We start from the raw sequence: 25,409 nt of genomic DNA, 5'->3' as shown, positions 1-25,409 counted from the left end.
GGGCGCGGCAAACAAAGAAAATCGGGGGCCAATGCCATCTTTGCTGCTGCCTTTGGGCGTACTGCTGACGACCTTCTGGGTCAGTCGCGGTTTCCTCGCACTTCTCCGTCGAACGGGTCTCAACGCCCTGCAACGCCTGCTGCTCGCTCATGCGGCGTCGATCGTGCTGCTTGCGGCGTTCCTGATCTATATCAAGGTTAATGCCATTTTCTCGCCCATCCCCTATGTCCCCGCGCAAATCGCGTGGCTGAGCTTCGACTGGTTGCGCGAGAAATATGCCTCTCCGCAGCCCGTGACCTCGCGCAGTCGGCGACGTAACTCACGCAAGCTGCCGCAGATCGTCATTCCCGAATGGGTCGTGCTGGCAGCGCTGGGCGCGGTCACGATTACGCATGTCACGCTCGGCTGGCTCACCTATCGTTATGATGTTGCTACCTATGACAATATCCTGATCGGCGACCCTTTGCAGAACGTCATCTACGCGGTCGGCAACCCCGAGATGGTCCGCGACAGCGACACAGCGCCCTGGGTCCATGCCCAGGGGGCTCCGCATAGTGCCCAGTGGCTCTACACCAATCCGTTCATGGTGGTGAGCTTCACGCCCGAGCAAACCGCCAAGAACATCGTCTGCAGCAATGTCGACAAAATATCTCACGGCGCGTGCGGACCGACGCTGAGGGTCAACATCGGTGACTATCAGACGGCCGTATTCCATAAACTCGGCTTCCCGACGAGCTATCTGACGACCGACAGCGGCAAGCGGATCTACAGCTATCCCGAGATCGGCCATGATTTCGTACTTGAGCAATTTTCGGTGCGGACGATTCGCGTCTATGCGACCAACGGTGACGAACTGGGTTGGTGGTGGCGCTTTTTCCTCTGGCTGCTTCCCTGACCCCAGAACGTAGACCGACGGTTCGACGTTAGGCGCCTTCCTGCGGAAGGCGCGGACCGCTCCAGACGACCCGTTGCCAAACGCAACGCAATACGGCAGCCTGCTCCGACAATGTGGAGGGGGATAGCCGATCATGACCTACAGCCCGATTTTGCAGCCCGTCGTCGTCCTCATCGCCTGGTCGCTGGTGATGCTCATATGGATGGTGGCGGTGCGCTTGCCCGCGATGAAGAAAGCCGGCATCGACCTCGGCAAGGTCGTCGGGGGGCGACCCGGCGGGCTCGACGGTGTCGTCGACGAAAAGGCGCAGTGGCCTGCGCATAACTATATCCACCTGATGGAACAGCCGACGCTGTTTTACGCCGTGGCACTGGTGTTGGCGATCATCGGCCTGGGGGGCGGTCTCAACGCCACCATCGCCTGGGGTTATGTCGGCCTGCGCATCGTCCACAGCCTGATCCAGGCGACGTACAACAAGGTCAGCATTCGCTTCCTGGTGTTCGCGCTTTCGACCCTCTGCCTGGTGGCGCTGACGCTACACGCCGCGATGGCGGTGTTCGGCTGGCATCATTAAGGAAACAACCGCGCCACCGCGCGATCGAGCATGACGAGCTGCCACAGCGTCCGGCCGTGCTCGGCGCGGCCGGCGCGGTGGTCGGCGGCGAGCGTCGCGATCGTTCCAGGATCGAACCAGCCGGTGTTACCCAAGGTGCGCGACGTCGCAAGGCGCGCGGCTTCATCGGCGAGCGGGCCGCGAAACCATGCACTCACCGGCGTGACGAAGCCCATTTTCGGCCGGTAGAGAATGTCACGCGGCAGATAGCGCTCCATCGTCTTCTTGAGCAGCCATTTGCCCTCCCCGCGTCGCAGCCGGAAATGGTCGGGCAAGGTGGCGGCGAATTCGACCAGCCGGTGGTCGAGTAGCGGCTCGCGGGCTTCGAGTCCGACCGCCATGCTGGTGCGATCCGACTTGGTCAGGATGTCGCCCGGCAGCCAATGCTGGAAGTCGGCATATTGCGCGCGATCGAGCGCGTCGCGCGCCGGCGCATGGCGCATCGACCGGACATAGCGATCCTCGGCGCGGTGCCCGGCAATGGCGCGCTTCGCCGTATCGCTGAACAGCGCCGCGCGGAGCGTGGGGGTAGTCACACCGACCGCGCGGGCATAAGCCTCTGCGCCATCGTCCGCGAGGGCAAGCAAGGTCGTCTTTGCACGCAAGGGGCGCGGTGCCCAATCGGCCTTGGGATACCAGCGACCCAATGTGCCGAACACGCGCCCGCGGACATCGCTCGGGAGCAGCGCGCGAATGCGCTCTTCTGCGGCCTGGAACTTGTAGCGTCGATACCCCGCAAAGGCTTCGTCGGCGCCGTCGCCCGACAAGGCCACGGTAACCTGTTCGCGCGCCAACTGGCTGACGCGATAGGTCGCCAGCGCCGAGGCATCGGCAAAGGGCTCGTCGAACGCCGCGACCAGCGTGTCGATCAGCGAGAAATCGTCCGCCGCGACGACGCGTTCGCGGTGATCGGTGGCAAAGCGCGACGCGACGATCTCGGCATAGCGGCGCTCGTCATGCCCGGTCTCGTCGAAGCCGATCGTGCAGGTCTTCACCGCTTGCTTCGAGGCCTCGGCCATCAATGCGACAACCGCCGAGCTATCGACACCGCCGGACAGGAAGGCCCCGAGCGGCACGTCCGACACCATTCGCGACGTCACCGCGTCGCGCAACAATGTGAGCAATTGCTCTTCCAGCGCCTTGGCCGACCCGGTCGCGCGGCGCGAGAAGTCGATGTCCCACCAGCGCGATGGCACGGCCAGCGGCTTGCCACGCTCGATCAGCAGGGCATGACCGGCGGGCAATTTTCTCACGCCGGCGACAAGGCAGGTGTCGTCGGGGACATAGCCGAAGGCGAGATAGTCCTCGACGGCGCGGAGGTCGGGCGTACGACGCAGCAAGGGGTGCGCGAGCAGCCCCTTGAGTTCCGACGCGAAGGCGATGGCGCCGTCCGACAGTTCGACATAGTGGATCGGTTTGGTGCCCATCCGGTCACGCGCAAGGAACAGGCTCTGGCGGCGAGAGTCGTGCAGGGCGAAGGCGAACATGCCGTTGAGCCGGTCGAGCATCGCCGGCCCCCATGCCGCCCAGCCATGCAGCAGCACCTCCGTATCCCCGGCGGTGACGAAATGCGCGCCCATCGCGCTCAACTCGGCGCGCAGCTCGCGAAAATTATAGATTTCGCCATTGTAGACGACGGTCAACGCCCCGTCGCTGGTTGTCATCGGCTGCGGCGAGCCGGCAACGTCGATGATCGACAGCCGGCGATGGCCCAACCCTACCCCCGGCGCGGTCCATACGCCCGACCCATCGGGGCCACGATGGGCCTGGACGTCGGTCATCGCGACGATGCGCGACGGATCGACCGGTTTCGGTGTGGCGGGGTAGAAGATCCCGGCGATACCGCACATCAGCGCCGCCCGGACGCGGCGTCGGCAATGCGCGCGACGGGTCCCGCTGCGGCGAGGAAGCGAGTCATCGCCGCGCGTGGATCGCGCCCCGGGGTCGATTCGACCGAAAGGTGGACGGCAACGGCGCGCTGATCGCCGCCGAACAGCCTGGTCTTGAGCGTTTCGAGTTTCACACTTGTATCGCTTCGGGTCACGGTCTCGCCGAGGCGATACCATGTCGCGATCTGCCGCTCCACCCGCCCCGGCGCGGTCACGCGGATGACGCTGCCGCCGGCCAGCTCGGGCAGATCCTCGACCCGGACCCAGCGGTCGTCCTGACGCAGCGCACCGACGCCGAACGACACCAGCTCCTTGCCCTCATGCTGGCTGCCATAGACCGCGATGGCGAGGTCGACGGGATCGCCCTGCCCGTCGGCATAGCGCCCGATCAGATAATGGTCGGCGCCGGGATAATAAGGCGACCATGGTGCGCGCTCGCTCATCGCGACGCGGTGCCAGCCCGGCACCTCGGGCAAGGTGACGTGGTCGGGAAGGACCATAGCGCGACCCGCAATTGCTGCCGACCAGGCCGGAAAGATCGCGGCGGCGGTCAACACCAGCATCGCCGCGATCAGAACATCGCAATGCCGGGCGACCGGGCGCTGCAGGCGCGAGACGTCGATCACGGGCGCGTCGGGTGCGCGATCGAACCAGCGCCAGCCGATCGCAAGCACCGCCGCCATCACCAGGCCGAAAAAGACCCAGCCATAGACGATATGGTCCATGCCGGTGGCGCGCTCGACCGAGGTAAGGTGGGCGGCGTAGATCGTGCCGAAGGCGCGCAGGCCATTGGCAACGACGGGCACGACCAGTGCGGCGACCATAAACAGCGCGCGCCGGCGCCACGACACGAAACAGACATGCGCGACAAGCGTGCCATAGGCGACCATCGCGATGACGAACTTGGCGCCGGAACAGGCCTCGGCGACCTCGAAATAGCCATTGGGAATGGTGATCAAGACGCCATCGACCTGCGCCGGCACCCCGAACAGATGGAGCAACGGCATCGTCATCGCGACCGTGACGGTCTGCAACGGCCCCTCGATCCCCTCGCCGAACGGGACGAGAAAGAAGGCATAAGCGAGCGGGAAGAGCAGCGCGCGCGCGACGTTCGGCCCGAGGATCGTTACCACCGCGCCCTGCAGCATCATGACGAGCCCGAGATGCCGGGCCAGCGCAACGCCGCCGGCGTCACCCAATAGCCATCCGAACCCGCCTGCGCCGACCAGCAGCAAACCGGGCCACCACCCGACCGGCGCGACCTGCGCCAGTTCAACGCGGCGCTGCCACACCAGCCAGGCGATCACGGGCGCGATGAAGAGGCAGTGGCCGAAAGTGGTACTCGTCCACCAGATCGTCGCAAGCGCCTGCGCGTCGGCGCGGAACAGGGCGGTGAGGAGCAGCGCGGCACGCAGCAGGATGGCCGCATGCTTTCGCCAGCGGGCGTCGAACCCGCCCGCTTTGGTCCCGGCCGCGAATTCGGCCGCCGGGACGGCCATCGTCATGCAGCGCTGCGCCGCGGCGGCGCCTTGATGCTGATGCCGAGCAGCGCATCGAGTGGGGCAAGACACGCCTCCCAGTCGTAGCGCGCCTTGACGCGTGCACGCGCTTCTTCGCCGAGTGCCGCGGCGGCGGCGGGATCGGCCAGCAAGGCCATCACTTCCTCCGAAATCTCGCCGACGGTCTCGCCGACGCGAATCGTCCCGTCATGATCTATGCCTTCGGCGGCAGCGCGCGACGCAACCACCGGCCGCGCCATCGCCATCGCCTCGAGCACCTTGTTCTGAACGCCGCGCGCGAGCTTGAGCGGTGCTACCACGACCGAGGCAGCGCTCAGCCAGCCGCGCACGTCCGCGACCGCGCCGGTAACCATGACACCGGGCTGCCGCGCGAGCGCCTTGACCGCCTCGGTCGGATTACGCCCGACGATCGCGAAGCGCGCATCGGGATAGCGCACCCGGATGTGCGGCAGGATCGTCTCGACGAACCAGGTCACCCCTTCAATATTGGGGCGATAATCCATCTGGCCGGTGAATACGATCAGCCGTCCGGTCGAATCGATCCGCTTGAAGCTCGCGACGGGATCGAAAAACTCGGTGTCGATACCATTCTCGACGACATGGACGCGCGGCAGTCCGGTGCGCTCCCGAAACAACCTTGCCTCGGCCTCGCTGACGAACAGGCTGGCATGGGCACGTTGCGCGATGGCCTTTTCGTGCGCGAACAGCAGCTTCGCCTCGCGGTTCATGAACCACGCCATCGGGCCTGACGTCTTTTTTGCGTAATCGGCGAACTTGGCCGAATCCATATCGACGAAATCCATGATGACGCGCTGGCGCGGCCGCGCCGGGAGATATTGCGCCATCTGACTGGAAAAGACGTAGATCGTGTCGATCGAATGCCGGGCGAGGATGTTCTCGACCGCCTCGCGCAGGGGCTTGTTGTCGAAGGCCGTAAGCGACACCGGTTTGCGACCGAGCAACGCCTGCATCGCGGCGACGGCACGCGGTTTAGAGCGCCAGACGATCGAGCGGTTGCCGGTGAACTTGGCCAGCCCGGATTTCTGCTTCATGTCGCGGCTGTCGTCGGCGAACGCGATCAGATGCACCCGCCGGCGGGCCGACAGATATTTCAGGATGTTGAAGCCGCGGATCTTGTCGCCGCGATCGGGCGGGAAAGGCACGCGATGCGCCAGGAAAAGGATGTCGCCCATCAGCCAAGTCCCCTGGAGATCATCGGACCAATCCGGTTGGCAGCCCATAACGGAAGCCGCTTCCACGCCGCGACCTTCAGTCGATAACGCGGGTTCAACGGATTGATGTCGCGCGGCGTGCCCCCCGCCGCTGCGCGCCGATGATACACGAGCGGCGCCGGATCGAAACCCCAGTTCTTCTTGAACGCGGCCGCGCCGGTACCGTTCTTCGAGCGACCGAAATCGAAGTGTTTGCAGCCGCGCGCACGGGCATGCGCCATCAAGGCAAAGTACATGCGATCGTTGGCGCGCAACGCCCGCGCCGCTTGGGTGCCGCCACCCCAATAGGGGTAGACAATGTCGTTGAAATAAAGGCTCAGAACGCTCGCCACCGGCGTGGCACCGTTGAAGACCGTAAGAATATCCGCATCGTCGCCAAAGGCGCGCAGGACTTCGACGAACAACCTGGCCGGGAAGACGGGTGTGCCGAGATTGCGGACGGATTCGGCATAGACGCGATAATGGTGGCGCGCATGCTGCCGGTCGTTGCCGACCGACACGGTAAGATCGCCGGCAAGCGCCTTGCGGACCTCGGCGCGTTGCTTTCGCGGAATGGCGAGCAACTCGGCCTCGTCATCGTCGGCAATTGCCCGGATGAAGCCGACATAGGTCGTGTCATCGACCACCCACCCCTCGCCGGCCACCGGCCCCCCACGAAGGTCGAGCGTGGGGCAGCGCAGGCGTTCGGCCAGTGCCCATGCCGCCGACCCGAGCGACGCGACCGCCGCCGCGTCGGCAGCGAGGATGCCGCCGCCGACCGCGAAACCGGTCGAGACGAGCGCGCGGCCGAACAGCGGCGAGAGCGTCGCGGTAAGCGGCAGGACGCCGGCCAGCGTGCCGTCGGCGCGCTCCGCCAGGAGCATGTGCGCGGTCTGGCCGCAGCCACGTTCGACGGCGAGACTCCAGCCGGTCAGATGGAAGGGCGTCGCGTCGCGATGCGCGCGCACAAAGGCGTCGATCCGCGCACACTCCGCCGCATCGCCGAGATCGGCCGAGCGTACCCCGAGCGGGGTCGAGACGAGCGGCATGGTCATGCGAGCGCCGCGCGTTCCGTCGCGACGACGGCATCCATGCGACCCCAGTCGTGTCGGCCGATCAGCGTGCGCAACTTGCCTGCCATCGCGCCAAGCCGGCTGTAATGACGTAGCCTGGAACGTGCCGGCGCGTTCGCGACGCGTGGCTGATCGGGGTCGATCTCCCAGGGGTGGAAATAGAAGATCGCGGCATGCCCCTCGCCCGTCACCTGGCGGATCGCAAAATGGGTCAGCGCCGCCGGCAACAAGCGGAAAAACCCGCCGCCGGTGGCCAACGTGCGCCCGGCGACATTGGCGACCGTCACCGGCAGTTCGATAAGATCGGCATCGGCAAGCGGCCGAAACGCGAAACGCGGCGCCTCGGGCCAGCCATAATGATCATGACGGACCGGGGCGACGCTCGACGAATAGCCATAGCCTTGCTCGGCAAGCACCTGGTGCGCCCATGGCGTCCGCTGGTCGATCGAGAAACTGGGCGCACGGTAGCCGCTCACCGACACGCCGCCGGCATCCTGCAATGTCTCGCGTGTCCGGGCGAGATCGGCGGCGAAGCTGCGCGCGTCCATGGTGAAGACGCGCCGATGGTCCCAGCCGTGGCTGGCAAGCTCATGCCCCTGCTCGACGATCCGGCGGATCAGCGCGGGATAGCGTTGCGCCACCCAGCCGAGCGTGAAGAAGGTCGCCTTGACGCCGCTCTCGGCAAACAAAGCGAGCACGGCATCGGTATTGCGCTCGACCCGCGAACTGAGCGAATCCCAGTCGTCGCGATCGATCACCTTCTCGAAGGCGCCGACCTGGAACCAGTCCTCGACATCGACGGAGAGCGCATGGCGCATGGCGCGGCCTTGCCTCAGCCCGTCACGCGCCGCAGCGCGGCGGCATCCGGGCGCTGATCGCCCTCGATCCAATCGATCATCAGGGTCAGCACACGGCGCAACGCGGCATCCTGTTCGTCGACGCGCGCCTCCAGCGCAGCCAATCGCGCCGTGGCATCGTGAACAGCCGGCGCGACGTCCGAAACCGTCGCAACCGACGGCGCGGCCACAACGGGCTCCTGCATGCCGCGAATCGGCAAGGGCGGTGGTGCGTTAACCTCGGCTTCCGACGCAGAGAAGGGTGTGGGCGGCGCAATCGGTGCGGGGTCCGCAATCGGCGCGACTGGTATCGCCGCCGCTGGCGGGGCATCCGCGCTCGGCATATCGCCCGACACATCGTCGATCACCGCATCGACCACCCTGGCATCGAGCGTATCGAGTTGCTCGATCGCGCCGTGGAGCATGACGCGCGCGGCAAGCTGGTTGAGCCGCCGCGGCACGCCTTCCGAACCGCGATAGAGCGCATCGAAGGCATCGGCGGTGAAGCGCGGCCGACCGCGCCAGCCGACCAGCAAGAGCCGGTGGAACATGTAGGGCTCGACCTCCTCCGGGCCCATCGGCTCGAGGTGATGCATAGCGATGACGCGCTGGCGCAATTGCTCGAGCCGCCCCGCACCCTGCAAGCGGGCGCGAAATTCCGGCTGGCCGAGAAGAAAGATCTGCAGCAGCGCGTGACCGCCGGCCTGCAGGTTGGACAGCATGCGCAATTCTTCGAGCGCGGCGATGTTCAGGGCCTGAGCCTCATCGACCACCAGCAGCGTGCGCCGGCCGGCACGCGCGGTTGCGTGAAGACCTCGCTCGATCGACGCGAGCAACTGCGATTTGGTCATGCCGTCAGGGTCGAGATCGAGGCCGTTCGCAACCATGCGTAGCAAGTCGTCGGGTTCGATCTGGGTCGAGGCAATGCGGATCGCGAGCAGTCGTTCGCGGTCGATCGTCGCCATGAGATGGCCGACGAGCGTGGTCTTGCCGGTTCCGACCTCACCGGTGATGACGATGAAACCCTCGCCCTGCGCCAGGCCATAGCCGAGATAGGCCATCGCCTTTTTGTGCGTGACGGTGTCGAACCAGAAACGCGGGTCGGGCGTCAACTGGAACGGTCGTCCGCTCAACCCATAATGCTCGTCGTACATATTACGGTCCTCAACGCCGCCATAGGCGGCAGTTGTTTCAGAATTGATAGCGCATCCCAAGCTGGGCCTGGCCGGAAACCTGATCGCTGACGCCTTCCTGGCTGAACGAATAGACGCCAAGCGAAGCGCTCGTGCCGAGCCGACCGAAATTCAGATAATAGAGCCCGGTCGCGCCGACGCTGGTCACCGGCTTGGCCCCCGCGATGCCGCTGTCGTAATAGTTGCCGAACACATTGGCGCTGACGCCCGAACGGCGCGTCAGCGCAGCGTTCATGAAGCCGTCGACATAGAAGCTCTGGTCGCTCGTGCCGTTGACCGTGAAGCCCGTACCACCCGGCGCATAGAAGCGACGATTGGCGTAGCCGGCGCCGACGCCGAAGCTCAGCGGGCCGCGATGCGCGGAGATCACCCCATCGACGCCGCGCGCGCGATAGGCCGCGGTCGAGATCGACTGGAACACGCCGTTGAGGCAACCGCCCGGCGCGCTGCTCGATGCGCCATAAGTGCAGCCGCTGAATTGCTGGCCGAACGCATCGCGCTGCTCGATAAAGCTGGTCGGCAGGTTGGCGATGCCGTTCTCGAGCTGGTGTCCGAAGGTCTCGACGCTGTCATAGACGCCAATCTGCATGCCGACCGAATGGCTCGGCGCATAGCTGAACGAGCCGGTATAGGTCATGCCGCCATAACGTCGGCCGACCCGCGCCTGTAATGTGGTGCGCGGGCTCGGTCGCCAGATGACGCCGGCATCATAGATCAGCCCGTCGGTCTGATAGGCGATGCGGCGCGGCGACGCGGCATCGGTAACGAAGCGACCGCGCGCGTCGGTTACCGGGTTACCGGCAATGTCGAGCTTGGCATCACGCTGGCTGACCTCGATCTTTTCGTAACCGACCCCGCCGGTCAGTGCGATCGTCGGCGCAACCGGCAAGACGACGTCGCCACGGGCATATTTGCCGTCATAGCGCTGGTCGAGCTGGCTGGCGTCGTCGCGCTCCCACGCCGCGCTGGCGGTAACACCGACCGGCAGGACGGTGCCGGCTTTGACGCCGACCGTCGCCTGGGCGACCTGGCTATGCGAATTGTCGAAGCGATCGAGCCTGGGCGCGCCGGGCGCGACCCCCGTCGCTTTCGGTGCCTCGACCTTGGTATAACCGAAGCGATAGCTCGCCCCGATGCTGGCCGGGCCGGCATGGGTCGAGAGCGTCGGGCCGACATAGGCCGAATAGATCTGGCTGATATTGTCGACATTGCCTGCGAGCACCCCCGGTGCCGCGCCGCGAATGTCCGAGCGCGCGCGCGTGGCGAGCGCCCCGCCCTCGACGCTCAGCCCGGGCACGACCTTGACCGCCGCGCGGGCGAGGCCGCTGTGGATATCGTCATCCCCGACCTTCTTGTCCCACGAGATGCGCCGTTCGTAGCGATAGCTGACCTGCACCTGCGCGCGGCGCGTCTGCACCGTCGCATCGACGCCGGCGGCAACGGTCGAATAGGTCAGCACGTCGCTGCCGTTAAAGTCGAAGGTCGCGACCTGCCCGATCTCGATATAGGGCGTGATCGCCTTGTGGCGGTCTCCGGCGAATGCCGGACCCGCGATGAGCGTGGCGGCGACGCCGCCGGCAATGATCAGCGTACGCGTCATCTCGCGTCCTCCTGGCCGTAATAGCTGCCGAAGCGGCGCCCCCCTGGCGCGTATGAGACAGCGTTCAGAACGAGTTGAATGTGGTCGCAGCCATCGAGCATCGCGACGGCTTCGCGCAGGTCGCTGTCGCTGGTACGGTCGGCGCGCACGACGAGCATCACCTGCCCGGCATGGTTGGCGAGCACCGACGCCGGCGACGCGGCCAGCGCGGGCGGCGAATCGAACAGCAACAGGCGGCGCGGCGCTGCAGCGAGCAACGCTTCGATCAGTTTGCCGGTCCGACGGCTGGCGAGCAGCTCGGTATCGCCGGTCATCTTGCTGCCGGCAGGAAGCAGGCTGAGCTGCGGGATATCGGTCGGAATCACATAACGTTCGATCTCGGCAGCCGGATCGGCGAGCGCGTCGAGCAGCCCCGGTGCTTCGGGCACGCCGAGCCGCGACAGGATGTCGGGCTTGGCGAAATCGGCGTCGATCAACAGCACCTCGGTGTCACGCTCGGCGGCGAGCGAAATGGCCAGGTTGATCGCGCAATAGGTCTTGCCGTCATTGGGCTGCGCCGAACACACCAGCATCGTCCGCGCCTTCGCCGGCGCTGCGCGCTCGATCGTGGCGGCGGTGCCGATCAGGTGACGCTTGATGAGGCGGAATTCCTCGGCGAGCGGGCCGATCGGCGCGCCGGGCACGAGCAAGCCATTCTGGGCGAGCAAAGCCCGATCGATCGAGACGGCGCCTTCACGCACCGGCGCAGGCGCCGGCATTGCCGCCGGAACCGGCGGGGTGGACGCGCGCGGTGTGGCGAACGGCAAGTCCTCCGTAAAGGCAGCTCTTGCCGGCGCGGGTGCCGGATGAACGGCCGGCGTGAGCGCCGGGCCGGGCACCGGCGGCCGGCTTGTTACGGCCGGTTCTTCCGGCAAGCGCAGAAAGTGGTCGAGATCATAGGCTGCGGCAGCGCGCTCGACGAGCGACCCCTTGAGCTTGCGCGGCGTCATATCGTTCATGCCGCGAGCCCCCGCTGAACCATTTCGACCCCGATCAGCGCGACCCACGCCACGACCAGGCCCGCCGCGCCACCGCCGAAGAAGATCAGCTTGCGCCGACGCAGCGCGATCTGTGCCTGGGTGACCGCTTCGCCGATCGAGCCGATCACCGGCATGCCGGTAGCGCGCTCGAGCCGGCCGGCGGTCGGGAAGGTCGTCCTGACCTGGCCCATGGCGAACGCTGCGCCGACCCCCACCGCGAGCGCGGCGATCAATACGCCGCTGAGCAGCAGCGGGCGGTTGGGCGCGGTCGGCACACGCGGCGCGGTCGGCGGGTCGATCACGCTGAACTTGATCGCGTCGGTCTGGCTCTCGGCCTGCCCGCGCAGCTTGATCGCTTCGCGGTCGCCGAGCAGCTTGGCATACGCGTCCTTGAGCACCTGATAGTCGTTCTCGATCTGCGACTGCTCGGCCGCCACGGCCGGGTTGCCGGCAAGCTTCGAGGTGAGTTGGTCGAGATCGGACTGGAGCTGGTTCTTGCGCATCGTCAGCGACGCGACCTGGGACTGCTTCTCAGCCTGCATCGACTTGAGCGAGAGATACAGCGGGTTGGCCGAACCGCCACCGCCCGCGCCGAGCGGTTCGTTGCGCGCAGCCGCCTGCGCCGCCGCGAGTTGGCCGCGCAGCGCAACGACGTCGGGATGCCGGTCCGTCCAGCCCTTGGCCTGTGCCTCGGCGAGCTGACCCTGGATCGCCGCCAGGCGCGCCCGCGCAGGTCCCGCCGCACCCGCGGTGCCGGCGACACTGGCCGAGGTCCCGGCCATCTGGCCATTGACCGCCGCGACGCCCGATTGCGCGGCGGCGAGATCGTTCTCGACCTGCGCCATCTGGGTGCGCGCCGCGCTCATCCGGTCGTTGAGCGATCCGGTTCCCGGCAAGCTGCCGAGGTAGCGGTTCTGGAAATCGGCGCGCTTTGCCTCGGCGTCTGCGAGCTGCTTCTGGCGTTCGGCCAATTGCGCATCGAGGAATTTCAGCGTCGAGTTCGTTTCATCGCGGTCGCCGGCGAGATTTTGTTCGACGAAGATGTCGATCAGCTTCTGCACCACGGCGCGTGCCGTTTTGGGGCTGGCGCCGGTAACCGAGATTTCGAACAGATTGTCCTGCTGCGCGGTGATCTTGATCGCCTTTTGCAGCCCGGCGACGCGGTCCGCGATATCGCGGTCGCTCGATACGGTCGCCGCAAGATCGGTGCCGCGCACGACCTTTTCGAGGTTGACCGACGAGGTCAGCGTCTGGCGAACCGTGTCGAGATCCTTGGCCTGGTCGGCCGGCGTTATGCCGACCCTGCCGGGCAGGATGGTCTGCATCTGGACGAAAACGCGCGCATGCGATTCATAGCTGTTGGGAATCTGCGACACCAGCAGCCAGCCGAGCACGGCAACGCCCCATGCCGCCGCCAGCGCGATCCAGCGCCGCGTCCAGATCGCGTGCAGCGCGATCCTGATTTCATCGTAAAGGCCGTTCATTCGCCGATCCCGATCAGAACATGCTCTCGGGGATGATGATCACATCACCCGGCTCGAGACGGACATTGGCGGTGGAGTCGCCATTTTTGAGCAGGCTCGACAGCTTGAGCTGATACTCGACCTGCCGCCCCGTGGCGCGATCGTAGCGCACCAGCTTGGCACGGTTGCCTGCGGCATATTCGCTGAGGCCGCCGACCGCGATCATTGCGTCGAGCAGCGTCATGTTGGCGCGATAGGGAATCGACGCCGGCTTCCCGGTCGCGCCGACGATGCGCACCTGCTGGCTGAACGTGCCCGAGAAATTCTCGACGATGACCGAGACGATCGGATCCTTGATATATTCGCCCAGCGCGAGCTTCATGTCGTCGGCGAGCATCGCCGGGGTCTTGCCGACCGCCGGCATGTCGCTGATCAGCGGCGTGGTAATCCGGCCATCGGGCCGCACCTGGACCTTCGCCGACAGCTCCGGGTTGCGCCAGACGAAGATGTTGAGCTGATCGAGCGGCCCGATGACATATTCCTCGCCGGGCTGTTCCTGCGTCGCGACATAGGCCGCGGGCGGCAGTTCGGGTCGCCCACCACCGGCACAGCCACCCAGCGTCGTCGCGACGACGCCAACAGCGGCCAGTCCCTTGGAACCCATCGAAAAACGCATGACTCACCTCCGCGCGGTGGCGTTCGCGCACGGGACGTCTCCCGCACACGGCGCACTGCTGGCGTCAGGCTATCGGCCGAAGAGGTGAAGATAGCGTTAGGATTATCCCGCGAGACCCACGAGCAGCTCGCGCGCGGGCGGGTGGGCGAGGAACGCCGCCGGGCTCGCCGACGCGCCATAGGCACCGGCAATGAAGATGGCGATGACGTCACCGGGCTGCGCCACTGGCAGTGCGACCTTGTCGGCGAGCAGGTCGAGCGGCGTGCACAGGCAGCCGACCACAGTGACCGTCTCGGTCGGCGCGCCAGCCGCAGCCGTGGCCACGGCGAGGGGATAGTTGCGCCGCACCACGGTGCCGAAATTCCCCGACGCAGCGAGTTGATGATGCAGCCCGCCATCGACGACGAGGAAAGTCTCGCCACGACTGACCTTCCGGTCGACAACCCGCGTCAGATAGACACCGCATTCGCCGACCAACCACCGGCCCAGTTCGATCGCGAAGCGCGAGGCGCGCAGGATCGCCGGTCGATCGGCCAGCGCCCGTGTCAGTGCCGCGCCGACCGCCGTCACATCGAGCGGCTTGTCCGCCGGAAAATAGGGAATGCCAAAGCCGCCGCCGAGATTGACCAGCGGCGGCGCGGCTCCGGCCTCTTCGGACAGCCGCGCGGCCAGCGCAAGCGTCGCCGCCTGGGTCTCGATGATTGCCTGCGCATCGAGCGCCTGCGAGCCGGCAAAGATATGAAAACCCTGCCAATCCGCCCCGGCTTCGATCAACCGTTTCACCAATGTTGACGCGCGCTCGGCATCGACCCCAAAAGGCGATGCCCGCCCCCCCATGCGCAAGCCGGAACCGCGCAGCTCGATATCGGGATTGACGCGCACGGCAAGGCGCGGCGTGACGCCGAGGCGCCCGGCGATCACCAGGGCGCGCTCGGCCTCGCCTTCGGACTCGAGATTGATCGTCGCCCCGGCGCGGATCGCCAGGTCGAGCTCGTCATCGCGTTTACCCGGGCCGGCGAAGCTGATCGCGCTGGCGGCCTTGCCGCTGATCGCCATCACCAGATCGAGTTCGCCCTTCGACGCGACGTCCAGCCCATCGACCCACAGCCCGATCGCCGCGACCAGCGGGGCGAACGGGTTCGCTTTCACCGCATAATGCAGGTCGATCCCGGCCGGCATTACCTGACGGAAGAGCGCGATCCGGCGTCGCACCACGCCGGCATCGTAGACGAAGAGCGGCGTGTCACCCGCTTGAGCGATCCAGTCCTCGGCAGTGCGCCCGGCGATCAGCAACGGCGCCGATCCGGCAAAATCGGCGGGAATCGCACCCATTGGCTTCATGATGTCACCTCCGCGCGCAGACCGGCGCGATCGAACTTGCCATTGGCATTGCGCGGCAGGCTGGCGCGCCATTCGTAGCGCATGGGCTGCATGAAGCCGGGCAACTCACGCCGCAAGCGCTCGCGCAGCGCCGCCTCGTTGGCCGGATCGCCCGCCACGACGACGACGATCGCCTGACCGAGCCGTGCATCGGGAACGCCCAGCGCGACCGCCTCGCTGGCTTCGCCCCCCGCCAACACCGCCTCCTCGACCTCGGTCGGACTGATCCGGTTGCCGGCCGACTTGATCATCTCGTCGGCGCGCGCGACGAAGCGCAACAATCCGTCCGCGCCCTCGACCGCAATATCGCCCGAATAGACCGCCGTGCCGCCATGAGCCGAATGCGCCGGTGCGGGTCGAAAGCGCTCGGGCATACGCGCCGGGTCGCGCCAATAACCCTGTGAAACCAGCGGCCCGGCATGGACAAGCTCGCCCGGTTCGTCAGCCGCCGCGCGCGAACCGTCCGGCCGCACCACCATCACTTCGGCAAAGGGAATTGCCCGGCCGATCGATTCGGGATGCGAGTCGATCAGCGCGGGATCGAGATAGGTCGAGCGAAACGCCTCGGTGATGCCGTACATCGCGTAGAGGTCGGCGTGGGGGAACAGCGTGCGCAGAGCCCGGACCATCGGCGGGGTCAATGCGCCGCCAGAATTGGTCAGGCGCCGCAGCCGCGCCGCCGTCTCAGCCGGCCACGCCGCCTCGAGCAGCTGGATCCACAGCGGCGGGACACCTGCCAGCGTCGTCGCAGCGAAACGCTCCACGCCCTTGATGACGTCGCGCGGTGTCAGATAATCGAGCGGCGCCACACTGGCCCCCGCCGCCCAGGTCGAGAGCAGCTGGCTCTGCCCATAGTCGAAGCTCAGCGGCAGTACGGCGAGCACGCGATCCGCCGGTTCCAGCTTGAGATAGTGCGCGACCGAGATCGCGCCGAGCCACAGATTGGCATGGCTGAGCATCACGCCCTTCGGCCGCCCGGTCGAGCCCGAGGTGTAGAGGATCGCGGCGAGATCGTCGGGCGATGCACTTGATGGCGGCATGACGTCACCCGTCACGGGAACCAGCTCTTCCGCCACGATCCGGCAATCCTGCGGCACGTCGTCGGGTAGCAAGGTCCCTGCCCGCCCGGCCTGTGTCACGAGCAGCTGTGCGCCGCTATCGGCCAGGATATGCGCGACCTGCGCGCGTTTGAGCAGCGGGTTGATCGGCACGTGCACCAACCCGGCCCGCGCCGCCGCCAGCGGCATCACACAGGCCAGCCGCGTCTTGGGCAGCCACGTCGCCACGCGCGCGCCGGGCGGCATACCATGGCTGTGCAACCAGGCCGCTACGGCGCCGACTATATCCTCCAGGCCGGCATAATCGAGCGCGCCGGCGCGATCGATCAGCGCGACGTCATGCGGCCTTCCCCGCCCGGTAAGGGTATCGATCGGCCAGGGTGTGGGATCGAGCGCGATCATGCCCCTTGATAGCTGCCCCATTCGCGCTGCCAAGGCCGCACTTGGCATCGCCCCGCGCAGCCTCTATCGCGCTGCAACATGAACCGCGCGCATTCGGGGATCGCAGTGCAAGCCGATGACAACGACAAGGTCGACGCCACCGTGCGCGCCGTATTGCGAGACGTGCTGGGAATCGACGCCGCCCGCGTCGCCGCTTTTCGCAGCGACACGCCGCTGTTCGGCGCGCTGCCCGAACTCGATTCGATGGCCGTTGCCGGCTTGCTGACCGAGCTGGAAGACCGGCTCGGCGTGCTGATCGAGGATGACGAGGTCGATGGCGAGATGCTGGAGTCCTTCGGGTCGCTGGTCCGTTTCATGGCGGCAAAGGCGCTGACATGACGGCGCCGCGATGAGAGCGGTCGGTTGATAGACCACTATGATTGGGCCGGCGGGCGCGAGGCGATGCTGCGCTTCGGCCCTGCCAGCGGCCCGGTCGTGGTCGCGGCGGTGCCGCTGTTCGAAGAGGCCAACCGCACGCGCGCCTTCGGCTTGACCATCCTGCGGCTGCTCGCAGCGCGCGGTATCGCCGGCGCCGTGCCCGACCTGCCCGGCACCGGCGAAAGCGAGATCGAAACTGAACAAGCGTCGCTATCGCATTGGATAGAGGGCTTTGCGGCAGCGGCAGCTTCGCTCCGCTCGCGATATGCCGCGGTTCATGTCATGGCCCTGCGCGGCGGCGCGCTGGTCGATCGCGATGCCGTGGCCGATAGCCGCTGGCATTTCGCGCCACTCCCCGGCGCCGCTGTTGTACGCGACCTCGGCCGCATCGCGCTTGCCGCGGCGAAGGAAGCCGGCACCGCCTTCGATCCGACGACGCTCACCGAGCCCGGGCCGCCGATCGAGATCGCCGGCAACCGGATGAGTCGCACCTTGCTTGCCGAATTCGCTGCCGCCGAGCCGACCACATCGGGGCGCCTGCGGACAGTGCGCCTCGACAGCGACGCTATGGTCGCAGACCGCCATGTCGATGGCGCGCCTTTATGGCGTCGCAGCGAACCGGACAATGACATCGCGCTCGCCACCCTGCTTGCCGACGATATCGCCGGCTGGATCGCGACATGCGGCGGCTGATCGAGTTTCCCTGCGCGGGCGACACGCTGGTCGGCTCGCTCGACGGGGCCAATGGCAAGACCGGGTTGCTGATCGTCTCGGGCGGCAACGAGATCCGTGCCGGCGCGCATCGTGGCATGGCGTCGCTCGCCGCCAGGCTGGCGGCGGCCGGCACCCCGGTATTCCGCTTCGATCGCCGCGGCGTGGGTGATTCGACCGGCGAGAATCGCGGCTACGCCAGTTCCGCCCCCGACATCGCGGCTGCGGCAGCGACCTTTTGCGCGGAGACGGGCGTGAAGCGGCTCGTCGGCTTCGGGAATTGCGATGCGGCGACCGCGCTGGCGATGTTCCATCAGGCTTCGGGTATCGACGCACTGATCCTCGCCAATCCTTGGGTGATCGAGCAAAAGGACGACCTTCCGCCGGCCAGCGCCATTCGGGCGCGGTACGCCGAGCGCTTGCGCGACCCGCGCGAATGGCTGCGGTTATTCCGTGGAGGCGTCAATATCGGCAATGTTGCCCGTGGCTTGAAGAAGATTTCTCACGCAAACAGCGAGCAAATCAACGCTCTGGCCGAGCGCTTCTTCGCCGCGCTGGCGATCGATCCTGTACCGGCCACCATCCTGCTGGCGACCCGCGACAGCACTGCGATCGCCTTTCGTTCGGCATGGGACGCGGCTGGTGGCGCGACCATCAACGATAACGTCCGTCTGGAAATGCGCGACAGCGCCAGCCACAGTTTCGCGAGTGCCGAGGACAAGGCCTGGCTTTTCGACCAGATCAGCACCGCCCTCGCGCGAGCGCCCCAATGACGACGACGCAGCAGCCTCGGCGTGAAAACTATTGAGATTAAGCGTTATTCAGCCGCGACAGCGGTGTGCGCGCTCTCGAAATCGACCTCCGCGAGGAAGCGCTCGGCATCGAGCGCCGCCATGCAACCCGTGCCTGCCGCAGTAACGGCCTGGCGATAGACCTTGTCCATCACGTCGCCGCAGGCAAACACGCCGGGGACGCTGGTGCGCGTCGTGCCCGTCTCCACCTTGATATAATGGTCGCTGTCGAGTTCCAGATGCCCGCGGAACAGCTCGGTCGCCGGATGGTGGCCGATCGCGACGAAGCCGCCGTCGACATCGAGCCGCGAATGCTCGCCGGTCACCGTGTCTTCGAGATCCAGCGCGACGAGGCCCGCCATGCCGCCGCCGTCGACGAAACCGCGCACTTCCTTGTTCCAGATCACGGTAATGCGCTCATTGGCGAACAGCCGCTCCTGCAGGATCTTCTCCGCGCGCAGCGTGTCGCGGCGATGGATCAAGGTCACGTCGGGCGAATGGTTGGTGAGGTACAGCGCCTCCTCGACCGCGGTGTTGCCGCCACCGATCACCGCGACCTTCTTGCCGCGATAGAAGAAGCCGTCGCAGGTCGCGCAGGCACTGACGCCCTTGCCCTTCAAGGCATCCTCACTGTCGAGCCCAAGCCATTTGGCCTGCGCGCCGGTCGCGATGACCAGCACTTCGCCTTCATAGACGTCGCCGCCATCGCCGATCAGCCGGAACGGGCGCCGCGTCAGGTCGACCTCGACGATGGTGTCGTACATCAGCCGCGTGCCGACATGCTCGGCCTGCTTCTGCATCTGCTCCATCAGCCACGGGCCCTGGATGACGTCGGCGAAGCCGGGATAATTCTCGACATCGGTGGTCGTCATCAGCTGCCCGCCGGGCTGGATGCCCTGGACGAGCACAGGTTTCATCCCCGCCCGCGCGCCATAGATGGCGGCCGAAAGGCCGGCCGGGCCAGAACCGAGAATGAGCATGCGCGAGGTGTGGGTGGTCATCGATCAATCCGTATCAGCGAGCATCGGCATCTAGGGCGTGCGCGCGGTGGTCGCAACGGGTGGTTGAAGCGACCACCGCGTTACTCTCCCCTAACTTCCCCGGCAAAGGCCGGCGCCCGGTTGGGAAGGCAGCGGTAATGAAGCCCGGCAATCACCAGCACCGTTCCGCAGCTGGATCCCGGCCTTCGCCGGGAAAGGTAGAGAAGCTGCCGGCGTCGCCTAACCCTTAAGCCGAGCGGCATGCCAGGCGATGTGGTCGGCCATGAAGGTAGAGATGAAATAATAGCTGTGGTCATAGCCCGGCTGCATCCGCAGCGTCAGCGCAATGCCGGCATCGTCACAGGCTTGCCGCAACAGCTCGGGCTTGAGCTGCTCTGCGAGGAACTGGTCGGCATCACCTTGATCGACCAGGATTTCCGGCACGCGCGCACCATCAGCAATCAGCGCGCAGGCATCATGGGCGCGCCACGCCCCCTTGTCGGCACCGATATAACCGCCAAGCGCCTTCTCGCCCCAGGGGCAATGCAGCGGCGACACGATCGGTGCGAAGGCCGAAACGCTGCGGAAACGATCGGGGTTGCGCATCGCGATGGTCAGCGAGCCGTGCCCGCCCATCGAATGCCCCGTGATCCCCTGCCGCGACAGATCCGCTGCCGGGAACTCGGCTGCGATCAGCGCGGGCAGTTCGTCCTCGACATAAGACTTCATGCGGAAATTGGCCGACCATGGCTCTTCGGTCGCGTCGACATAGAAGCCGGCGCCCTGCCCGAAATCATAACCATCGGCATCGGGCACGCCGTCGCCGCGCGGGCTGGTGTCGGGCGCGATGAAGATCACGCCATGTTCGGCGCAGGCCGCGCGGTACTCGCCCTTGTCGGTGACGTTGGCGTGCGTGCAGGTCAGCCCCGACAGATACCACAGCACCGGCAGGCGCGTTCCCGCCGGCGCGTCGGGCACGAAGACCGAGAAGGTCATCGGCGTGCCCGTCACGGCGGAGTCATGGCGATAGACGCCCTGCGTGCCACCATGCGCGCGATTGGTGCTGATCGTCTCCATCAATAGACCACGACGCTGCGGATGCTCTCGCCGGCGTGCATCAGGTCGAAGCCCTTGTTGATCTCGTCGAGGCTGAGGACGTGCGTAATCATCGGGTCGATCTGGATCTTGCCGTCCATGTACCAGTCGACGATCTTGGGTACGTCGGTGCGCCCGCGCGCGCCGCCGAACGCGGTGCCGCGCCAGTTGCGCCCGGTGACGAGCTGGAACGGCCGCGTGCTGATTTCCTTGCCCGCCTCGGCCACGCCGATGATGATCGAGGTGCCCCAGCCGCGATGGCACGCCTCGAGCGCCTGGCGCATCACCGTCGTGTTGCCGGTGCAATCGAAGGTATAGTCGGCGCCACCGTCGGTCAGCGCGACGAGATAGGCGACGATATCGCCATCGACGTCCTTCGGGTTGACGAAGTGCGTCATGCCGAATTTGCGGCCCCATTCCTCGCGGTCGGGGTTGATGTCGACGCCGACGATCAGGTTCGCGCCGGCCATCTTGGCGCCCTGCAGCACATTGAGGCCGATCCCGCCAAGGCCGAAGACGATGACATTGTCGCCCGGGCGCACCTTGGCGGTGTTGACCACCGCGCCGACGCCCGTCGTGACGCCGCAACCGATATAGCAACTGGTTTTGAACGGCGCATCGTCGCGGATCTTGGCGACCGCGATCTCGGGCAGGACGGTGAAGTTCGAGAAGGTCGAGCAGCCCATATAATGAAAGACTGTCTGGCCCTTGTAGCTGAAGCGGCTGGTGCCATCGGGCATCAGCCCCTTGCCCTGCGTCGCGCGGATCGCGGTGCACAAATTGGTCTTGCCGCTGAGGCACGACTTACACTGGCGGCACTCCGGCGTGTAGAGCGGGATGACATGGTCGCCCGGCTTGACCGATGTCACGCCCGGCCCGACCTCGCGCACAATGCCGGCGCCCTCATGGCCCAGGATCGACGGGAAGATACCCTCGCTGTCCAACCCGTCGAGCGTATAGGCGTCGGTATGACAGATGCCCGTCGCCATGATTTCGACCAGCACTTCGCCGGCCTTCGGCCCCTCCAGGTCGAGCTCGACGATCTCGAGGGGCTTCTTGGCTTCGAACGCAACGGCGGCGCGAGTCTTCATGGCAGGGAATCTCCGACAGTTTTGCCGCGTCTTTGCCCGAAATGCGCGGCGCGCCAAGCACGGAAATGGCGTGGCGCGATGCCGATAAGGTATCTGGCCGCCAGACCGTTCAACTTCTCCGGGTCAGGGAGGCTTGCCCGCCATCTACCCCTTGACCACGTAGCCATCCCCCGCCATAGGCCCGCTTCCACGGCGGTGTAGCTCAGCTGGTTAGAGCGCAGCACTCATAATGCTGAGGTCGCTGGTTCAAGTCCAGCCACCGCTACCAACACATGATTAGCGATCCCGTGGTTCCCCGGCTGCTTGCGCTTATGTCATGGTCGTTGAGCGTGACGAGAGAACCCCAGCCCCGATTTTATCCGAAGACGCGCCAACCCTTGCGGTCAGGCGAACATGTGCCGCGACAGTGGTTCCCAGGGCCCACCGCGATACCACCATGAAGCGAGGCCGGCGATCGCGAGACGGCGCGGCGTAAAATCGGCTTCCAGCGCGCGCAGCAACGCGCGCGCCACGTCCGGCCTGACCTTGTTCTGGACCGTCACATGCGGACGCCAGCCAGCCTGGTCCTGCGGCGTCAACATCCCGGTGAAGTGATCGGCCAGCCGACCGCGAATCGCCCGTAGGTCGTCGCTGTCGATGCGATAAGCGACCCCCGCTCCCAGCGAGACCAGCCCGGCGATCTGCGCATGCGGCGCCGCCACGCCGCGCGTCGCGCTCGCGAGCTGGCGCTTGATCTCGCCCGCCAGCGAAGGAGGGAGATGGTGGAACATCGTCAGGTGCGCCGCGAGATGATTGCGCTCCGGCGGGAAATGCTGGCGCCGCAGCCGGTCGAACCACGCCGCGTCCGCCGCCCCGAACAGCGCCGTGACGATGATCGGCGCCGGAGCCGGCACCGCCGGCGCGCTCAAATCTCGACCTGGCTGCCCAGTTCGACCACGCGGTTGGTCGGCAGGCGGAAGAACTCCATCGCGCTTTCGGCGTTGCGCAACATCCAGGCGAACAGCTTCTCGCGCCAGATCATCATGCCCGGCTTGTCCGACGGCAGCAGCGTCTGCCGCGCGAGGAAGAAGCTGGTGTCCATCATGCGGAACGCCGCGCCGCAACGATCGACATTGGCCAGCGCCGCGGGGACGTCGGGTTCCTCCATGAAGCCGTATTTGAGAATCAGCCGGTGGAAGCCCTCGCCGAGATCGTCGAGATGGCACCGTTCGAGCTCGGGCCAATAAGGCTGGTCCATGATCTTGACGGTGAGCAGGATGACGCGCTCGTGCAGGATCTTGTTGTGCTTGAGGTTGTGCAGCAGCGCGTGCGGCACGCCGTCGGGCGACGAGGTCATGAACACCGCCGTCCCCGGCACGCGCGCCGCCGAACTTGCGGCGGAATGGATGAAGACCTTGATCGGCATCGCGCCCTCGCGCATCCGCTCGATCATCAGCTGGCGCCCCTTCGACCAGGTTGTCAGGAAGGTGAAGACGATCAACCCGATCAGCAGCGGGAACCAGCCGCCCGAGGGAATCTTGGTCAGGTTCGCGGTCAGATAGATGCCGTCGACGAGAAACAGCACCGTGAGCAGCGGAATCGAGTAATAACGCGGCCAATGCCACAGTCGCGACAGCACGACCGCCAGCAGGCAGGTATCGATCGTCATCGCCCCGGTCACCGCGATGCCATAGGCCGAGGTCAGGTTAGACGAGGTGCGGAAGAAGATGATCAGGATCAGCACCATCGCCAGCAACAGCCAGTTGATCAGCGGCACGTAGATCTGCCCTGCGGTCGAGGCGCTGGTATGCTCGATCCGCAGCCGCGGTATGAAGCCGAGCTGGATCGCCTGCTGCGTCACCGAAAAGGCGCCGGAGATCACCGCCTGGCTGGCGATGACCGCCGCAGCGGTGGCGAGAATCACCAGCGGGAAGCGCAGCGCCTCTGGCGCGAGCAGGTAGAACGGGCTTTCCAGCGCAGGCGCGCCGACCCGCGCGAGCAAAGCGGCCTGGCCCATATAGTTCATCATCAGCGCCGGCAGCACGAAGAACAGCCACGACACGCGAATCGGATTGCGCCCGAAATGCCCCATATCGGCGTAGAGCGCCTCAGCACCCGTCACGGCCAGCACGACCGAACCGAGCGCCAGAAACGCGCGGACCGGATCGAGCAGGAAGAACTCGACCGCATAATGCGGCGAGAACGCCCACAACACGGTCGGCGTCTGCATGATGCTCATCACGCCGAGCGTCGCGATCACCGCGAAATAGAGCAGCATCACCGGGCCGAACAGCAGGCCGATGCGCGAGGTGCCGTTGCGCTGGATCAGGAACAGCCCGATCAGGATCACCGCCGAGATCGGGATGATCAGCGAAACCAGCCCCGGTTCGGCCACCGCAAGCCCCTCGACCGCGCCGAGCACGGTGACCGCGGGGGTGATCATGCTGTCGCCGTAGAACAGTGCCGTCGCGAACACGCCGAGCAGGATGATGCCGTTCGACCAGCGCCGCGTCTTGGTGCGCCCCGAGACGAGCGCAAGCAGCGCCAGGCTGCCGCCCTCGCCCTTGTTGTCGGCGCGCATGATGATCGTGACATATTTCAGGCTGACGACGATCATCATCGACCAGAACATCAGGCTGGTGACGCCCATGATATGGGCCAGGTCGAGCGCGAGCTTGTGATGCCCGGCAAATGTTTCGCGAAAGGCGTAGAGCGGACTGGTGCCGATGTCGCCGAACACCACGCCGATCGCACCGACGGCGAGCTTGATCAGCCCGTCCTGCGTGTGAGCGTGAGCCTGCGGCATCGCGGCGGGTTCGACGCCGGCACCGGCGCCAGAAACGGCGTCACTCACCGCGAAAGGTTTCTGTCGAAAGACTGCATCTGGTGCATAACGATCTACTGCGCTCAAGGCCCCCGAAGCGAGCGGTGCGGCGCCCTATCACGCGGCATTACCCCCTGCAACAGCGCCGCCGAACAGCGCCTCTGCCTCGCCGCGCGTCGGCACGGCGCGAAGCACGAAGCTGCTGCTGATCGTGTTGACGCCGGGCAACCGGCCGAGATGCTCGCGGTGCATGCGCTCATAATCGTCGAGGTCGCGACAGACGATCTTGAGCCGATAATCCTGCGCGCCCGATACCAGTGCGCACTCGACGATACCATCGATCTCGGCGACCGCGCGCTCGAACTGCGCGAGATCCTCGCCGACCTGCGTACCCAGCGTGATATCGACCAGCGCGGTGACATGAAAGCCGAGCCGGCGATGGCCGAGTCGCGCGCCGTAACCGGTAATATGTTCCGACGCTTCGAGCGCCTGGATCCGGCGCGTGCAGGCCGATTGCGACAGCCCGACCTTGTTCGCGATCTGGCTCACTGAAGCCCGCGCATCGAGCGCGACGAGCTTGAGGATCGCGGCGTCGATTCGATCAAGTTGCATGTTTTCACGGCCGATCCTGACGTGCGCGCGGGACTTATGCATTCCTCCCCCGCCAAACAATGGCCTTTGCAGGGATTTCCG

The 25,409-nt window shown here is 66.2% G+C and carries 23 protein-coding genes and 1 tRNA gene; 6 read left to right on the top strand and 18 right to left on the bottom strand.

Annotated features, from left to right (window positions below):
* The first annotated feature begins 31 nt into the window (after positions 1 to 31).
* Together U1839_RS15605 and U1839_RS15600 are read left to right on the top strand one after the other, a co-directional pair.
* Positions 32 to 895 (top strand): hypothetical protein, encoded by an 864-nt coding sequence (locus U1839_RS15605; protein WP_332804528.1) that lies wholly within the window; start codon positions 32 to 34, stop codon positions 893 to 895.
* Between the two features lie 133 nt (positions 896 to 1,028).
* Entirely contained in the window at positions 1,029 to 1,469 is a 441-nt protein-coding gene (locus tag U1839_RS15600; RefSeq protein ID WP_332804527.1) for an MAPEG family protein, read from the top strand.
* Here U1839_RS15600 and U1839_RS15595 read toward each other — a convergent pair.
* The 12 genes from U1839_RS15595 to U1839_RS15540 form a co-directional block, all read right to left on the bottom strand.
* The gene (locus U1839_RS15595) at positions 1,466 to 3,358 is read right to left on the bottom strand and encodes an XrtA/PEP-CTERM system amidotransferase (RefSeq protein WP_332804526.1); all 1,893 of its coding nucleotides are present in this window, start codon (positions 3,356 to 3,358) and stop codon (positions 1,466 to 1,468) included. The two genes, U1839_RS15600 and U1839_RS15595, sit on opposite strands and share 4 nt — an antisense overlap.
* On the bottom strand, positions 3,358 to 4,896 hold the full coding sequence (gene xrtA, locus U1839_RS15590; protein ID WP_332804577.1) for an exosortase A: 1,539 nt from the start codon (positions 4,894 to 4,896) through the stop codon (positions 3,358 to 3,360). Before xrtA ends, U1839_RS15595 begins: the two co-directional genes overlap by 1 nt.
* Before the next feature lie 2 nt (positions 4,897 to 4,898).
* Positions 4,899 to 6,110: a TIGR03087 family PEP-CTERM/XrtA system glycosyltransferase gene (locus tag U1839_RS15585; protein WP_332804525.1), complete on the bottom strand. Its 1,212-nt coding sequence runs from the start codon at positions 6,108 to 6,110 to the stop codon at positions 4,899 to 4,901.
* The gene (locus U1839_RS15580; RefSeq protein WP_332804524.1) at positions 6,110 to 7,183 is read right to left on the bottom strand and encodes a FemAB family XrtA/PEP-CTERM system-associated protein; all 1,074 of its coding nucleotides are present in this window, start codon (positions 7,181 to 7,183) and stop codon (positions 6,110 to 6,112) included. Before U1839_RS15580 ends, U1839_RS15585 begins: the two co-directional genes overlap by 1 nt.
* Positions 7,180 to 8,019 carry an XrtA system polysaccharide deacetylase gene (locus U1839_RS15575; protein ID WP_332804523.1) on the bottom strand — a complete coding sequence of 280 codons (840 nt, stop codon included), beginning with the start codon at positions 8,017 to 8,019 and terminating at the stop codon, positions 7,180 to 7,182. The genes U1839_RS15580 and U1839_RS15575 overlap by 4 nt, the downstream gene beginning before the upstream one ends.
* A 14-nt stretch (positions 8,020 to 8,033) precedes the next feature.
* A complete protein-coding gene (locus U1839_RS15570; protein ID WP_332804522.1) occupies positions 8,034 to 9,191 on the bottom strand; it encodes an ExeA family protein in 1,158 nt (385 codons plus the stop codon).
* Between the two features lie 37 nt (positions 9,192 to 9,228).
* A complete protein-coding gene (locus U1839_RS15565; RefSeq protein ID WP_332804521.1) occupies positions 9,229 to 10,830 on the bottom strand; it encodes a hypothetical protein in 1,602 nt (533 codons plus the stop codon).
* Positions 10,827 to 11,828: a P-loop NTPase family protein gene (locus U1839_RS15560; RefSeq protein ID WP_332804520.1), complete on the bottom strand. Its 1,002-nt coding sequence runs from the start codon at positions 11,826 to 11,828 to the stop codon at positions 10,827 to 10,829. The genes U1839_RS15565 and U1839_RS15560 overlap by 4 nt, the downstream gene beginning before the upstream one ends.
* A complete protein-coding gene (locus U1839_RS15555) occupies positions 11,825 to 13,333 on the bottom strand; it encodes an XrtA system polysaccharide chain length determinant (RefSeq protein WP_332804519.1) in 1,509 nt (502 codons plus the stop codon). The genes U1839_RS15560 and U1839_RS15555 overlap by 4 nt, the downstream gene beginning before the upstream one ends.
* A gap of 13 nt (positions 13,334 to 13,346) precedes the next feature.
* Positions 13,347 to 13,988, bottom strand: coding sequence for an XrtA/PEP-CTERM system exopolysaccharide export protein (locus U1839_RS15550; protein WP_332804518.1), 642 nt, complete (start codon positions 13,986 to 13,988; stop codon positions 13,347 to 13,349).
* A 102-nt stretch (positions 13,989 to 14,090) separates the two neighbouring features.
* A complete protein-coding gene (locus U1839_RS15545) occupies positions 14,091 to 15,329 on the bottom strand; it encodes a pyridoxal-dependent decarboxylase, exosortase A system-associated (RefSeq protein WP_332804517.1) in 1,239 nt (412 codons plus the stop codon).
* A complete protein-coding gene (locus U1839_RS15540; protein ID WP_332804516.1) occupies positions 15,326 to 16,828 on the bottom strand; it encodes an acyl-CoA ligase (AMP-forming), exosortase A system-associated in 1,503 nt (500 codons plus the stop codon). The genes U1839_RS15545 and U1839_RS15540 overlap by 4 nt, the downstream gene beginning before the upstream one ends.
* A 78-nt stretch (positions 16,829 to 16,906) precedes the next feature.
* On the opposite strand from U1839_RS15540, the gene U1839_RS15535 reads away from it, so the two are divergent.
* Genes U1839_RS15535 through U1839_RS15525 form a run of 3 tightly spaced genes read left to right on the top strand, consistent with a single transcriptional unit; the run spans position 16,907 to position 18,729 of the window.
* Positions 16,907 to 17,206 (top strand): acyl carrier protein, encoded by a 300-nt coding sequence (locus tag U1839_RS15535; RefSeq protein ID WP_332804515.1) that lies wholly within the window; start codon positions 16,907 to 16,909, stop codon positions 17,204 to 17,206.
* 24 nt (positions 17,207 to 17,230) lie between these two features.
* On the top strand, positions 17,231 to 17,938 hold the full coding sequence (locus U1839_RS15530; protein WP_332804514.1) for an alpha/beta hydrolase family protein: 708 nt from the start codon (positions 17,231 to 17,233) through the stop codon (positions 17,936 to 17,938).
* Positions 17,926 to 18,729 carry a hydrolase 1, exosortase A system-associated gene (locus U1839_RS15525; RefSeq protein WP_332804513.1) on the top strand — a complete coding sequence of 268 codons (804 nt, stop codon included), beginning with the start codon at positions 17,926 to 17,928 and terminating at the stop codon, positions 18,727 to 18,729. Before U1839_RS15530 ends, U1839_RS15525 begins: the two co-directional genes overlap by 13 nt.
* A gap of 44 nt (positions 18,730 to 18,773) precedes the next feature.
* On the opposite strand, the gene trxB is transcribed toward U1839_RS15525, so the two are convergent.
* From trxB to U1839_RS15510, 3 genes are all read right to left on the bottom strand, one after another.
* Positions 18,774 to 19,748, bottom strand: coding sequence for a thioredoxin-disulfide reductase (gene trxB, locus U1839_RS15520; RefSeq protein ID WP_332804512.1), 975 nt, complete (start codon positions 19,746 to 19,748; stop codon positions 18,774 to 18,776).
* Positions 19,749 to 19,967: 219 nt separating this feature from the next.
* The gene (fghA, locus tag U1839_RS15515; RefSeq protein ID WP_332804511.1) at positions 19,968 to 20,804 is read right to left on the bottom strand and encodes an S-formylglutathione hydrolase; all 837 of its coding nucleotides are present in this window, start codon (positions 20,802 to 20,804) and stop codon (positions 19,968 to 19,970) included.
* Positions 20,804 to 21,913, bottom strand: a complete 1,110-nt coding sequence (locus tag U1839_RS15510) for an S-(hydroxymethyl)glutathione dehydrogenase/class III alcohol dehydrogenase (protein WP_332804510.1) — start codon at positions 21,911 to 21,913, stop codon at positions 20,804 to 20,806. The genes fghA and U1839_RS15510 overlap by 1 nt, the downstream gene beginning before the upstream one ends.
* Positions 21,914 to 22,104: 191 nt before the next feature.
* Between U1839_RS15510 and U1839_RS15505 the strand changes: the two genes are divergently transcribed.
* Positions 22,105 to 22,181: transfer RNA gene (locus tag U1839_RS15505), tRNA-Met, on the top strand.
* A gap of 115 nt (positions 22,182 to 22,296) precedes the next feature.
* Here the strand turns inward: U1839_RS15505 and U1839_RS15500 are convergent.
* The 3 genes from U1839_RS15500 to U1839_RS15490 all read right to left on the bottom strand — a co-directional run bounded on the left by U1839_RS15500 (position 22,297) and on the right by U1839_RS15490 (position 25,328).
* On the bottom strand, positions 22,297 to 22,821 hold the full coding sequence (locus U1839_RS15500) for a 2'-5' RNA ligase family protein (protein ID WP_332804509.1): 525 nt from the start codon (positions 22,819 to 22,821) through the stop codon (positions 22,297 to 22,299).
* Positions 22,818 to 24,698, bottom strand: a complete 1,881-nt coding sequence (locus tag U1839_RS15495; RefSeq protein WP_332804576.1) for a potassium transporter Kup — start codon at positions 24,696 to 24,698, stop codon at positions 22,818 to 22,820. The genes U1839_RS15500 and U1839_RS15495 overlap by 4 nt, the downstream gene beginning before the upstream one ends.
* A 135-nt stretch (positions 24,699 to 24,833) precedes the next feature.
* Entirely contained in the window at positions 24,834 to 25,328 is a 495-nt protein-coding gene (locus U1839_RS15490; RefSeq protein ID WP_281126283.1) for an Lrp/AsnC family transcriptional regulator, read from the bottom strand.
* Positions 25,329 to 25,409 lie beyond the last annotated feature (81 nt).

It is taken from the genome of Parasphingomonas halimpatiens (assembly GCF_036663795.1).
Classification (GTDB): Bacteria; Pseudomonadota; Alphaproteobacteria; order Sphingomonadales; family Sphingomonadaceae; genus Sphingomonas.
The sequence above is the reverse complement of the archived record's forward strand: the minus strand, read 5'-3'. Positions and strand labels throughout refer to the sequence as shown.